This is a genomic window from Pseudoalteromonas sp. Scap03 (genome assembly GCF_013393115.1).
Lineage (GTDB): Bacteria > Pseudomonadota > Gammaproteobacteria > Enterobacterales > Alteromonadaceae > Pseudoalteromonas.
The window spans coordinates 2,648,424-2,662,262 of the sequence record NZ_VDEU01000001.1 but is presented as its reverse complement, the minus strand read 5'-3'; the positions used below and the strand labels follow the sequence as shown (position 1 = coordinate 2,662,262).

At 39.9% G+C, this 13,839-nt stretch carries 8 protein-coding genes; all 8 read left to right on the top strand.

Annotation, left to right across the window (positions count from 1 at the left end):
• The first annotated feature begins 26 nt into the window (after nt 1–26).
• On the top strand, nt 27–2,051 hold the full coding sequence (prc, locus tag FHG08_RS12105) for a carboxy terminal-processing peptidase (protein WP_178956144.1): 2,025 nt from the start codon (nt 27–29) through the stop codon (nt 2,049–2,051).
• Between the two features lie 159 nt (nt 2,052–2,210).
• Entirely contained in the window at nt 2,211–3,695 is a 1,485-nt protein-coding gene (nhaC, locus tag FHG08_RS12100) for a Na+/H+ antiporter NhaC (protein WP_138606189.1), read from the top strand.
• Nucleotides 3,696–3,745: 50 nt separating this feature from the next.
• Nucleotides 3,746–6,340, top strand: coding sequence for an aminopeptidase N (gene pepN / locus FHG08_RS12095; RefSeq protein WP_178956143.1), 2,595 nt, complete (start codon nt 3,746–3,748; stop codon nt 6,338–6,340).
• Nucleotides 6,341–6,343: 3 nt separating this feature from the next.
• Nucleotides 6,344–6,565: a DUF2835 domain-containing protein gene (locus FHG08_RS12090; protein WP_138606059.1), complete on the top strand. Its 222-nt coding sequence runs from the start codon at nt 6,344–6,346 to the stop codon at nt 6,563–6,565.
• A 250-nt stretch (nt 6,566–6,815) separates the two neighbouring features.
• Nucleotides 6,816–8,912: a DUF1302 domain-containing protein gene (locus FHG08_RS12085; protein ID WP_138606061.1), complete on the top strand. Its 2,097-nt coding sequence runs from the start codon at nt 6,816–6,818 to the stop codon at nt 8,910–8,912.
• Nucleotides 8,913–8,925: 13 nt separating this feature from the next.
• Entirely contained in the window at nt 8,926–10,290 is a 1,365-nt protein-coding gene (locus FHG08_RS12080) for a DUF1329 domain-containing protein (RefSeq protein WP_010390152.1), read from the top strand.
• Between the two features lie 124 nt (nt 10,291–10,414).
• A complete protein-coding gene (locus FHG08_RS12075) occupies nt 10,415–11,410 on the top strand; it encodes a YCF48-related protein (protein ID WP_178956142.1) in 996 nt (331 codons plus the stop codon).
• Nucleotides 11,410–13,731 carry an RND family transporter gene (locus tag FHG08_RS12070; protein ID WP_010390150.1) on the top strand — a complete coding sequence of 774 codons (2,322 nt, stop codon included), beginning with the start codon at nt 11,410–11,412 and terminating at the stop codon, nt 13,729–13,731. Before FHG08_RS12075 ends, FHG08_RS12070 begins: the two co-directional genes overlap by 1 nt.
• Nucleotides 13,732–13,839: the final 108 nt, after the last annotated feature.

Sequence of the window (13,839 nt, the reverse complement as noted above, 5' to 3'; positions counted from 1 at the left end):
CTGCGAAAAAAATTAAGGAGTTGTGTATGAGTAAAAAGTTTACGCTCATTCCGTTAGTTGCTGCGCTGTTTTCAGGTTCATTATTGGCTGCAGTAGAGCCGGTAACATTAAAAGACTTACCTTTGCTTAAGCAAGAAAGTCAGCACGGTACAGCCAGTAAACGAGTGGCTAATCTATTTACTCGTTCGCATTACACACCTGTTCGATTTAACGATGAGCTTTCAAGTAAAGTGTTTGATCGTTACATCGAATCCCTTGATTTTAATAAAAGCGTGTTTTTGAAAAGCGATATTGACTCTTTTGAGCAATATCGTGAGCGTTTCGATAACGCGCTTATTAGCGGCAAGTTAGGGTTTACATTTGATATTTTCAACTTAAGCCTTAAACGTCGTTTTGAACGTTACGAATTTTCGCTTTCATTACTTGAAAATGAAATGACGTTCGACACTGAAGATGAATACTTTTATGACCGTGAAGATGCGCCATGGGCGACTACGCAAGCTGAATTAGATGAAATTTGGCGCGAGCGTGTAAAATATGATGCATTACGGTTAAAAATGACAGGTAAAGATTGGCCTGGCATAAAAGACGTGCTGACCAAGCGTTATAAAAACGCAGAAAAGCGTCTTGTACAATCAAAATCTGAAGATGCATTTCAAATTGTAATGAATTCACTTGCACGTAGTATTGAAGCACATACTTCATACTTATCTCCACGTCGTGCAGAGCAGTTCAAAATGGATATGGATCTTGAGCTTGAAGGCATTGGTGCGGTATTAACGCCTGATGAAGACTATACGGTAATTCGTAGTTTAGTGCCTGGAGGCCCGGCAGACAAATCTGAGCAAATTAAAGCCGATGACCGCATTATTGGTGTGGCTCAAGATGGCGAAGAGTTTGTTGATGTAATTGGCTGGCGTTTAGATGATGTGGTTGATTTAATAAAAGGCCCCAAAGGCACTAAAGTGCGTTTGCAATACCTAAAGGGTGCGGATGCTCACGGTACGCCAAAAGTGGTTGAAATTACCCGTGATAAAATCCGTCTAGAAGACAGAGCTGCCAAATCAGAAGTGTTTGAAGCCAGTTATTCTGATTTAACCAGCAAAATTGGTGTAATAGAAATTCCTGGTTTTTACAATAACTTATCTAAAGATGTAAAAGTCGAGTTGGCTAAACTCAAAGAACAAAACGTAGACGGAATTATTATTGATTTACGTCAAAATGGCGGCGGTTCATTATATGAAGCTACGCAGTTATCAGGTTTGTTTTTTGATCAAGGTCCAGTAGTACAAATTCATACCTTAAACAACCGTATTGAAGAGCAAAAAGACCGTGACGGCATTACTTATTATGATGGCCCGTTAACAGTGCTTGTTGATAGGTACAGCGCATCCGCGTCTGAAATTTTTGCCGCAGCAATGCAAGATTATGGCCGCGCCGTTATCATTGGTGAGCAAACCTTTGGTAAAGGGACCGTGCAGCAGCATAAAGGTTTAGCGCGTGCTTATGACTTATACGATAACCCATTAGGTAGTGTGCAATATACGATTGCAAAGTTTTACCGCATTAATGGTGGTAGTACACAGCATAAAGGGGTGATCCCAGACATTACTTTCCCATCAGCCATTGACCCTGCAGAATGGGGTGAAAGTAAACAAGATAATGCCTTGCCGTGGGATAGCATAGTAAAAGCAAAGTATAAGCAAATAGGGCGTTTAAACCCTATTATCAGTGTACTTGAAAAGCAGCATAATGAGCGTATTAAAGCCGAACCTGAATTTAATTATGTGTTTGAAGATATCGCTCGCTACAACGAAGAAAAAGATCGTAAAACAATTTCTTTGGTTGAGAAAAAGCGCATTAAAGAAAAAGAAGAAAATGAGGCACGCGCACTAGCCCGTACTAATGAGCGCTTAAATCGTTTAGGTAAAGAGCCAATAGAAAATCTGGACGATGTACCAGAGGTGATTGAAGAGCTTGACCCATTTCTTGAAGAAGCTGCACTTATTACACAAGATTATATTAAATATGGTCGCGTAGCTAAGCGCTAAAATAAGCTTCACTTTGCAAAAAAAAAGGCGCCTAGGCGCCTTTTTTACTATCGATAATTTGCTAAATTGTTATAATCGCGGATTACCAAAAGTTGAGCTAGATCAATAGTGCTCAATAAATGCGCGTACGTGCTAATAAAAATAATCAACATGCATCGAATGTGTGTAGGAGTCTATATTTTGAAGCCAATTGAAGAAAAACCACTTAAAAGTGCCTCGTTTTTTGATGCACTCATTCCAATTGCTGTATTAATTTGTTTATTAGGTGCCGCTGTGTACTTATTTGGTGATGACTCATCGTCAGGTCCAAATCAAATTGCCTTGTTATTTGCAACATTCGCTGCGGCGTTAATTGGTTTAAAAAATGGCTACACATGGAAAAAATTAGAAGATGCAATGATTGAGGGGATCACTTTATCTCTTAGTGCGATTTTAATCTTACTCATGGTAGGGGCATTAATCGGAACTTGGCTATTATCAGGAACCGTTCCGACATTAATTTATTACGGTCTACAAATTATCAATCCCAGCTGGTTTTACGCCGCGAGTTGTTTAATTTGTGGCATTGTAGCAATGAGTATTGGAAGTTCATGGACTACAGCTGCAACTATAGGTGTTGCGTTACTCGGTGTTGCTTCAGGACTGGGTTTAGAGCCGACAGTTACCGCGGGTGCTGTAATATCAGGCGCTTATTTTGGCGATAAGCTTAGTCCATTATCGGAAACAACCAATTTAGCTCCAGCCGTTGCTGGTGCAGATTTGTTTGAACATATTCATCATATGCTTTGGACTACAGTACCCAGCTTTGTCATTGCATTAATCATCTTTATTTTCATGGGCTTTAACGCTACTGCTGCGGGAGAGGCGGGTCAAATAGAGCAAATAACTGCAATTCTTCAGCAAAACTTTAACATTGGCTTAGAAATGTTGGTGCCGTTAATTGTATTACTCGCATTAGCTATTCGAAAAATGCCAGCGTTTCCGGCGATTTCTATTGGTGCCGTGATTGGCGCGGTGTGGGCAATGTTATTTCAATCGGACTTAATTGCTAGCCAAATAGACATGACTCAGGGTGAGTTTGTCGGTTATTTCAAACTAGTTTGGACCACCTTTTTTGATGGCTTCACAATTAATACGGGCGATGCAAAAATGGACTCGTTACTGAGTGGTGGCGGCATGTCTGGTATGCTAACCACTACATGGTTGATCATGACAGCACTGATGTTTGGTGCGATTATGGAGAAAACAGGGCTACTTGATATTTTTGTTAAAAGTATTCTAAAAATAGCAAAAAGCACTGGCTCTCTTATCGCCTCAACCATTGCAACGTGTATTGGTACCAATGTAATTGCTGCGGACCAGTATATTGCCATTGTGGTGCCTGGGCGGATGTTTAAAGAAGAATACAAAAAGCGTGGTTTAAAGCCTGTTAACTTATCTCGTACTCTAGAAGATGGCGGCACAATTACCAGCCCACTAATACCATGGAATACCTGTGGTGCGTATATGCAAAGTGTTCTATTAATCAATCCGTTTGATTACGCGCTTTATGCTTTCTTTAACCTTATAAATCCTTTCTTAGCCGTTATTTACGCTTACTTAGGAATTAAGATACTACGTATTAAACCTAAACAAACGGCTTAATTTAAGTAGCTCCTTTTATCACTAAAAGGGGCTATTTTTTTGGAGTGAACATGACTGAACTACAAAAACCTCAAGCAGAATACCTAAAAGACTACCAAGCCCCTCATTTTTCAATCGAACACACTGAGCTGACATTTGATTTACAGCCATTAAAAACTCAAGTAAATGCTTTATTAACGCTTAAGCGCGTTGGCGATTCAAATGCGCCACTGGTATTAGATGGCATAGACTTAACTTTGATCTCTTTGTCGGTAGAGGGTGAAGAGCTCACAGATTATAAAATTATAAATCAGCAATTAATCATTAATAACTTACCTGATGAATGTCAGCTAAGCATAGTGACGCAAACATCACCACAAACCAATACTTCACTTGAGGGGTTGTACTTATCTGGCGGGGCTTACTGTACCCAATGTGAAGCGCAAGGGTTTAGAAAAATAACCTATTATATGGACCGTCCTGATGTCCTTTCAACTTTTGATGTTACTATCATTGCAGATACAACATTCCCGCATTTACTCTCAAATGGTAATCAAGTTGATAGCGGTGAAACGCAAGATGGACGTCATTTTGTAAAATGGCAAGACCCATTCAAAAAGCCAAGCTACTTGTTCGCTTTAGTGGCAGGGGACTTTGATGTTTTACACGACAAGTACACAACTCGTAGTGGTAAAGACGTCACCTTAGCGTTATTTGTTGATAAAGGAAATTTACCAAAAACAGAGCATGCCATGACGTCGCTAAAAAAAGCGATGGCTTGGGATGAAACTCGTTTTAATTTAGAGTACGACCTTGATATTTATATGATTGTTGCCGTTGATTTTTTCAATATGGGAGCAATGGAAAATAAAGGGTTAAATATTTTTAACAGTAAATGCGTGTTGGCAAATCAAGAAACGGCAACTGATAAAGATTACCACACCATTGAGTCTATTGTTGGCCACGAGTACTTTCATAACTGGACCGGAAATCGTGTAACTTGTCGTGACTGGTTTCAATTGTCTTTAAAAGAAGGCTTGACGGTATTTCGTGACCAAGAATTTAGTAGTGATTTAGGCTCTCGTGCGCTTAATAGAATTGATGCTGTAAAAGTGATGCGTACTCATCAGTTTAGTGAAGATGCAGGCCCTATGGCTCATCCGATACGTCCAGAAAAGGTAATTGAAATGAATAACTTTTACACTGTGACTGTATACGACAAAGGGGCAGAAGTAATTCGCATGATGCATACCCTTTTAGGTGAGCAAAACTTTCAAAAAGGCATGTCTTTGTACTTTGAACGCCATGATGGGCAAGCGGTGACCTGTGATGACTTTGTTGTAGCAATGAGTGATGCATCATCCATTGATTTATCACAATTTAAGCGTTGGTATAACCATTGTGGTACACCTCGCCTGAACGTAACTAAAAAGTATGATGAAGCTGCGCAAACGTTTTCGCTTATCGTAGAGCAGCTTACGCCAGCGAATCAGCCTGACAATGCAATGTTACATATTCCTTTTGCTATTGAGCTTTTAGACTCTCAAGGGCAGAGTATTGCATTACAGTACCAAGGCAAGCAGCTTGATCATGTACTGGATGTAACAAATAGCTCGCAAACATTTCACTTTGATAATATTCACAGTAACCCAACCGCTGTATTGCTCGAAGATTTTTCAGCCCCATGTATTTTAAATCAATCTATTAGTGAAGCGGATTTATTACATATTATGCGTTTTGCGCGTAGCGACTTTTCACGCTGGGATGCACAACAGCAGTTATTTATTAACGCACTTAAAGCCAATGTTACTTCAGCAAGTAAGACTCCTTTGAGTGAAGATGTGATTGATGCACTTCGCGCATTGCTATCTCAGCGTGAGGGCGATTTAGCGCTAGTTGCTGAACTGTTGAAGTTGCCAAGTTTTGATACCTTAGCTGCTGAATTTGAAATAATACCGGTAGATCAAATAACGGCTAATATTGAGTTATTTGAACAACAAATTGCCACGCAATTGCACAGTGAATTTTTAAGCTGTTACCAAGCCATTACCGATGATGGCAGTGTGAGTGCCCAAGCGGTAGCAATACGTGCGCTCAAACAGCTGTGCCTTCACTATTTGGCAAAAACCGACAGTGTTGAGGCGGCAAGTTTAATTGAGCAGGCTGCATCTTCAACAAATATGACCAATGTACTCGGTGCGTTAAGCAGTGTGGTTAAAGCAGCTCACCCATTGTCGGATCAATTACTCGAGCATTTTGACGCTCAATGGCGCCATGATGTATTAGTAATGGATAAGTGGTTTGCTTTGCAAGCGATGAACTCTGCTGAAGATGCTATCGAGAAAATAAAAGCCTTGTACTCGCATCCTTGCTTTGATTTTTCGAATCCAAACCGAGTACGTGCATTAGTGGGCAGCTTTTCTCATTTTAATACCGCACAGTTTCATCGTTTAGATGGCACGGGCTATACATTACTTGGCGATTTATTGATTAAGCTTAATGCGATTAATCCGCAAAATGCATCTCGTATGTTAACGCCGTTTATGTCGTGGCGTCGTTATGATGAAACCCGTGCAACTGCAATGAGGGCCCAACTAGAGCGATTAGCTAACTTAGAAGGGTTAAGCGACGACTTATTTGAAAAGGTTGAAAAAGCCTTACAATAAATCATGATAGAACATTACTTTAGTATGCATTTGAGCTATACAAAGTGCATGGATTATTACCATGGACGGTATAGCTCTATCCAAGTGACAGCTGATAGCGGTAAAACAATTCGTTTTTCCGCTCATCACCTTCGACCTTTTATTTCTAGCCTAGGTATCCGTGGTCGATTTAGACTCATTTTAAGTAATGAAAACAAGTTCATCCGTCTCGAACGAGTAGCTTAGCAGTCATTTTTTGTGTTATAAATACATATTAATATTGCTTTTTTGTTAATTTCGGTTTGTTCTATTGTTAATTTACGTGTATAAATTATCTGGTATGACGTCTTACCAATACGTAAACGTTGAACAAATAAAAAATATAACTGATTGAAGGCGGCCATTTGTAATTTGTTTGATTCGCTTCTATCGTTACGATTACACTAAAAACAATAACTTGATCACACAAAAATACCCGCGACAGGGGGGAACCAAAATGATAAGAAGATCGCTTTTTGTTAAAAATAAAATAGCACTTGGCTTAACAGCTGCGGCTATGGGTTTAACTGCAGCACAGACACAGGCTGCAACATTTGAGGTGGGTGGTTTTGATATCGCCTTCGATTCTACCTTTTCATATGGTCAGAGTATTCGGGTAGAAGACCGAAATTTTGATATGATTGGTAAGAGTAATAATCCATCATTTGATTGGACGGGTTACAACCCAGCACTCAATACGATTTATTCATCCCAAGATGTCTGGGCTCAACCAGGGTCCTACTCAAACAACGGTGACGCGGGCGGTTTAAATTTTGATAGCGGTGAGTCTTTCTCAAAGCTATTAAAAGGCACGCATGACTTATCAATAAGTAAAGATAACTACGGCTTATTTACCCGTTTTATGTATTTTTACGATTTTGAATTAATGGACGGCGATCGTGCTTATGTTAATCCAACATCAGGGCAAGGTGTAGACCCTTGTGATGACGATGATACTAAAGAGCAAAGTTGTGCCGACCTTCGTTTACTTGACGCCTACGTATGGGCGAACTTTGATTTAAACGATGGTAATAACCCGCTTTCAATTCGTGTTGGCCAACAAGTAGTAAACTGGGGTGAAAGTACGTTAATTTCTCATGGTATTAACGTTAATCCGGTTGATATAGACCGTTTAAAAGCACCAGGTGCTGAGCTAAAAGAAGCGTTTATTCCGGTTGGTATGTTGTGGGCATCGTTAGGGCTTACAGAAAACATCACCTTAGAAGGTTTTTACCAATACCAGTGGCATGAAACTCGTCTACCGGCAGCAGGGACTTATTTTTCTACCAATGATTTTGCTGCAGAAAACGGTTATCAACAAAATGTACAGCTAGGTTTTACTTCAAATCCTGATATTGATTTAGCATTTTTAACAAATAGTTTAAATAACTTGATAGCGACTCACTCTCAAGTAGCTGCAAGTCAGGGAATTGATCCATCAAGTGCTGCAGGTCAACAGCTATTAGCTAATATGTACTTGACACACCCGACCAAGGTTGCCCTCAAAGGTAAAGGCTATGATGGCAAAACAGAGCCAGATGATGGCGGCCAATACGGCTTACGACTCGGTATGTTTTTACCAGAGTGGAATGATACCGAAGTAGCGCTTTATCACGTAAATTACCATAATCGTCGTCCGCTTATTTCGGGTCGCGTATCAAACTTTACGCAAGCATCAATTCAACAAGATTTAGCGATGATTGCAAGTACTGAAATTACCTCTGATAACGTATCCGATTTAAAAGCATTTGCTAAAGCAACTAACGAATACCCTGAAGATATTAAACTTTACGGTTTAAGCTTTAACACCTCGCTTGGTGAAACTGCTTTTGCGGGTGAGTTTACTTTTCGTGAAGACGAACCGCTGCAAATCGATGACGTAGAGCTACTTTACGCTGCGATGCCTGAGCAGTTAGCTATTGCTGGTTTACGCCCTGAGTTTGCAGGTATTTCGCAAATGAGTAAAGGCGATGATGCAAGTGTTGTTGGGCCAGGCGAGTTAGCCAAAGGTTATATCGAACGCAATACGTCACAATTACAGTTTACGGCAACACATCTATTTGGTCCTTCATTAGGCGCTGATAGTTGGGCTGTTGTGGGTGAAATTGGTGGTGTTCGTATTAATAACATGCCCGAGTACGATGAGATCCGTTTAAATGTCTCTGGTACTGGCCGAAGTGGTGTTATTCAGGGGCCTGGTAGTTCAGATTACTCTTCACTACATATGGCATTATCTAATGGACCTGAGCAAAAATCGTTTGCTACGGCTTCATCGTGGGGCTACCGCTTAATTGCTAAAGGTGATTACTTTAACCTTTACAATGGTATTAACTTCTCACCACGTTTTGTATTTTCTCATGATGTAAATGGTAACACGCCAGATCCAATGTTCTTATTCATTGAAGATCGTAAGTCGCTAGGTGCTACCATGAGCTTTAATTACCAAAATGCATGGTCTTTGGATGTAAGTTACAACTCATTTTGGGGTGGTGGCGACACCAACACTTTCTCTGACCGAGATTACGTTTCTTTTAACTTAAAATATTCTATCTAGGGGTAACATTATTATGATTAAAAAACCTACCCTCATTGCTACAGCGTTTTGTAGTTTGTTTGCAAGCCACGCAGCGCTGGCTAAAATTAGCCCAGAAGAAGCTGCGCGCCTTGGTAAAGACTTAAGTCCAATTGGTGCGGAAAAAGCAGCGAATGCTGATGGCTCAATCCCAGCATGGAATGGCGGTATTACTGCTGCTCCAGCAGGTTATGAACCGGGTATGCACCACTTAGACCCTTATGCAACCGATAAAGTATTATTCACTATTGATAAAAGTAATATTGATAAATACAAAGAAAACTTAAGCCCAGGACAAATCGCGTTATTTGAAGCGTACCCAGATACGTTTAAAATGCCAGTGTACGAAACCCGTCGTTCTGCGTCTTTTCCACAATTTGTGTACGATGCAACCAAAAAGTTTGCAACGTCTGCTGAATTAGTTGAAGGCGGAAATGGTATTAAAAGTACAGCTATTGGTATTCCATTTCCAATCCCTAAAACGGGTTTAGAAGCAATTTGGAACCATTTACTTCGTTACCGTGGTCAGTCTATTGAGCGTTTTGGCGGTCAGGCAGCACCGACGGCATCGGGTTCATATAACTATGTTGGTTTTGATGAGCAGTTATTAGTTAAATATTCAGATCCAAGTGCTACTCCGGCTGAACTACAAGATTCTAATATATTGTTTAAGTTTAAACAGCAAGTGACAGAGCCAGCTCGTTTAGCAGGGACCGCGTTATTGGTGCATGAAACTATGGACCAAATTTTAACGCCGCGCCAAGCGTGGACGTACAATTCAGGTCAGCGCCGTGTGCGTCGTGCACCTAATGTAGCATACGATGCACCGGGTACAGCAGCAGATAGCTTACGTACAACTGATGATTTTGATATGTTCAACGGCTCGCCAAATCGTTATAACTGGACGCTAAAAGGTAAGCAAGAGCTTTACATCCCATACAATAGCTACAAGCTTCACAGCGACAAGCTAACTTATGATGATATTTTAAAGCCTGGTCATATCAACCCTGAGCATACTCGTTACGAAAAACACCGCGTATGGGTTGTTGAAGCAAACTTAAAAGATGACACCCGTCATATTTACAAAAAACGTGTTTTCTACATTGACGAAGACAGTTGGCAAGTTCATGTTACCGATATTTACGATAATCGTGACCAACTTTATCGTGTAGCAATGGCTTATGGTCTTAACTACTATGAAGTACCGACACAGTGGAGTACGCTTGAGGTATACCACGATCTTAATTCACGTCGCTACTTAGCCATTGGTCTAGATAACCAAGAAAAGATGTATGACTTTTCTCAGTCATTTAATGACAATGAGTTTACATCGAGCGCTTTACGTCGCGCTGGCAGATAGTATAAAAGCAGGCACCTAGTTTCCTAGGTGCCTTTTTTCTTTCACATCGCGTTTGTCTATTAACGCACAGGTTTTCCTCTTTATAACAGACAAACAAATCCTCAGTTCAAGGCGAATTTAATTTATGAAGTATTTGGTCTATGCCAGCCTGATCCTAAGCGGTGCGAGTTTTGCACAAGACGCACCTCAAAGTGCGATTAGCGCAATTAATGCTGATAAAACACTCCTTACCGATATTACCCAAACTTCAGCAGGACTTATTGCTGTAGGTAAACATGGGACGGTCATTAAAAGTATTGATGGTAGCGATTGGCAACAAGCGAAATCGGTACCTACACAAGTATTACTAACAGCGGTTGAATTTACTAATGATTCTAATGGCTGGGCATGTGGACATGACGCCACAATTATTAATACCACCGATGGTGGTGAAAATTGGCAGTTACAACAAGCAAAACCAAGCTTAGATAAACCCTGTCTAGATATTTATTTTAAAGATGACTTAAATGGCTATGCTGTTGGCGCTTACGGTATGTTTTATCAAACAAGTGATGGCGGAAAACATTGGCAAAAACGCTTTTTAGATTCGCTGTTATTTAGTGAAGATAGAGATTATTTAAATGACTTAAAACAAACAGATCCTGAGGGTTACGAAATAGAAACCTCGTCTATATTACCTCACTTTAATCGCATTGAACCGACTAGTTCGGGTTTAATGTTGGTCGGTGAGATGGGCTTAATGGCAAAAAGTGATGACGATGGCCAAACATGGCAACGTTTAGATGAGATTTACCCTGGTTCATTTTTTGGTTTTGCTTCAGATTCATCGCAACAAATTGTTGCAGGGTTACGCGGTAATATTTTTATAAATAAAACCGATAGTCAGCAGTGGCAGCACTTAGACAATGATAAAACAGCTACTGTAAATAGCATCATTAATTATAACAATAAACAATGGCTATTATTGGCTAATAGCGGTGTTATTTTTCAGCTTAAAGATGATGTGTTGTCTTACGAGCAGTTGGCTGATGGTAAAGCGATTCTTGATGGCGTGATTGTTAAAGATAAACTGATCATGACAACAGAAAACGGCATTAAAGTGAAGGAGTTGACCCCTTAATGCAAGCAATTTTAGATTTTTTAGAAAAAGCGATTTTTAGACACCGCTTAGTGGTGCTCATAAGTTTTGTGTTGATCACCTGTTTATTGGTTTTTAAAGCAACGCAAATTCAGCTCGACGCGTCATTTAATAAAAATATTCCGCTTAACCATGATTATATGAAGGTGTACACCAAACATGAGAAACAGTTTGGTGGCGCTAATAGTATTTTAATTTCAGTATGTGATGACAGTGGTGATATTTTTAATCCTGAATTTTTTACTCAATTAAAAGCCGTACATGACCAACTTTACTTTATTCCAGGAGTAAATCGTCCTTTAGTAAATTCAATATTTTCACCTAGTGCGCGCTTTGTTGAAGTTGTTGAAGACGGCTTTGCTGGCGGGCCTATTATACCAGCCAACTTTAAAGCCGATAAGCAAGGCTTAGGAATTGTTAAAGAGAACATTGAAAAGGCCAAAGTAGTGGGTCGTATGATAGCAAGCGATTATTCGTGTGCCATGGTCACCGCCCAACTGTTAGAGACTGATCCGCAAACACAAGAAAAATTAGACACTCTCGCTTTTGCAAAAAAATTAGAAAGCGAAATTCGTGAGCCTCTAAGTACCGAAAAAATCAGTATTCATATTATTGGTTTTGCAAAAATGGCCGGCGATATAGCCGAGGGCGCAAAAGGGGTTGTATTATTTTTTGCCATTGCAATTGCGTTTACTTTTGTCATGGTATGGCTATTTTGTGGCAGCTTAAAACTCACTATTTTACCGATTGTGTGTTCAATTATTGCGGTAATTTGGCAGTTAGGATTGCTTTCTAGTTTAGGCTTTGGTCTTGATCCTATGTCTATCTTAGTGCCATTTTTAGTGTTCGCTATTGGCGTAAGCCACGGTGTGCAGATGATTAACGCCATTGGTAAAAAGGTTGCTGAAGGTAAGTCTACAGCAATATGTTGCCAATCAAGCTTTAGAGCTTTACTTGTACCTGGCGGGATTGCGTTGTTATCTGATACGGTTGGCTTTTTAACCCTATTAACCATTGATATCGGTATTATTCGTGAACTTGCTATTACAGCGAGTTTAGGTGTGGCAGTGATTATATTTACTAATCTGATTTTGTTGCCAGTGTGGGCATCGTATATGCGCTTTGAAAACAGCATCCATATTCAATCAGGTGATGCTAATAAACCGAACATACTTGATGCAATGCGCGATTTATTAGTTAAAGCAACCGATCCAAAAACGGCAAAAATTATTATTGGTTTCACTTTGGTTTTATTTGCACTGGGCTATTGGCAAGCAGATAAAATGCGTATTGGTGATTTACATGCAGGAGCACCATCCTTGCACCAAGATGCACGTTACAACCAAGATACTTTCTTAATATCGGACAAATACACAATTTCATCTGATATTCTTAAAGTCATTGTAGAGGCTTACCCTGCAGCGTGTACCGAGCATGACGTCATGGAGCGTATATCACGCTTTCAATATAAAGTTGAAAATTTAGCCGGTGTACAATCAGCGGTCAGCCTAAGTTCTGTGGCACAGTCAGTTAATGCCGGTTATAACGAGGGCAATTTAAAATGGCAAAGTTTGCCGCGCAATTCTGCCAGTTTGGTGCAGTCAACCTCTCGCGTTGAAACCAGCACAGGGTTATTAAACGGTGATTGTTCAGTAATGCCCGTGATTATATTTTTAGATGATCACAAAGCACAAACTATTGATAACGTCATTGCAAAAGTAAAACAATTTGCTGTAGAAGAGGGCACAGATAAACTTGCTTTCAAATTGGCATCAGGCCCTGTAGGTGTAATGGCAGCAACTAACGAGTCTGTTTCAGCTGCACAAATCCCTATGATGCTCTATGTTTATGGTGCGGTGATTATTTTATGCTTACTAAGTTTTAAGAGCGTAAAAGCAACTATTGCAGTGGTATTACCTTTGTACATAGTATCAACCCTTGCACAAGCACTTATGGTACAACTTGAGATTGGTCTAACTGTTTCAACTTTACCAGTAATTGCTTTGGGTGTAGGTATTGGTGTTGATTACGGTATTTATATTTTGTCATCAATGATGGGGCAGTTAAAACAAAACGTGCCACTGAGTATTGCTTATCGTAATGCATTAGTTGAACGTGGGAGTGCGGTGTTATTTACCGGTATTACGTTAGCAATTGGTGTTAGTACGTGGATTTTTTCTGATTTGAAGTTCCAAGTTGATATGGGAATTCTGCTTACCTTCATGTTTTTAGTAAATATGTTGGGTGCAGTGTTACTTTTACCTGCAATTGGCAGCTTGCTCTGGACTGACCAGAAAAAATAAGGTGAATAAATTTGCTCCTAAATGGCCAGTAATGGCCATTTATATCTATATTTTGTGAATAGATGACCAAATAGCTGAAATGCTTAAAATGTTTTCATCGAAAAGGCT

Bases quoted from the DNA above. Each gene is read 5' to 3' on its own strand.
- FHG08_RS12070 (WP_010390150.1), top strand. From the start codon at position 11,410: ATGCAAGCAATTTTAGATTTTTTAGAAAAAGCGATTTTTAGACACCGC.
- FHG08_RS12085 (WP_138606061.1), top strand. From the start codon at position 6,816: ATGATAAGAAGATCGCTTTTTGTTAAAAATAAAATAGCACTTGGCTTA.
- pepN (WP_178956143.1), top strand. From the start codon at position 3,746: ATGACTGAACTACAAAAACCTCAAGCAGAATACCTAAAAGACTACCAA.
- FHG08_RS12075 (WP_178956142.1), top strand. From the start codon at position 10,415: ATGAAGTATTTGGTCTATGCCAGCCTGATCCTAAGCGGTGCGAGTTTT.
- FHG08_RS12080 (WP_010390152.1), top strand. From the start codon at position 8,926: ATGATTAAAAAACCTACCCTCATTGCTACAGCGTTTTGTAGTTTGTTT.
- nhaC (WP_138606189.1), top strand. From the start codon at position 2,211: ATGTGTGTAGGAGTCTATATTTTGAAGCCAATTGAAGAAAAACCACTT.
- prc (WP_178956144.1), top strand. From the start codon at position 27: ATGAGTAAAAAGTTTACGCTCATTCCGTTAGTTGCTGCGCTGTTTTCA.
- FHG08_RS12090 (WP_138606059.1), top strand. From the start codon at position 6,344: ATGATAGAACATTACTTTAGTATGCATTTGAGCTATACAAAGTGCATG.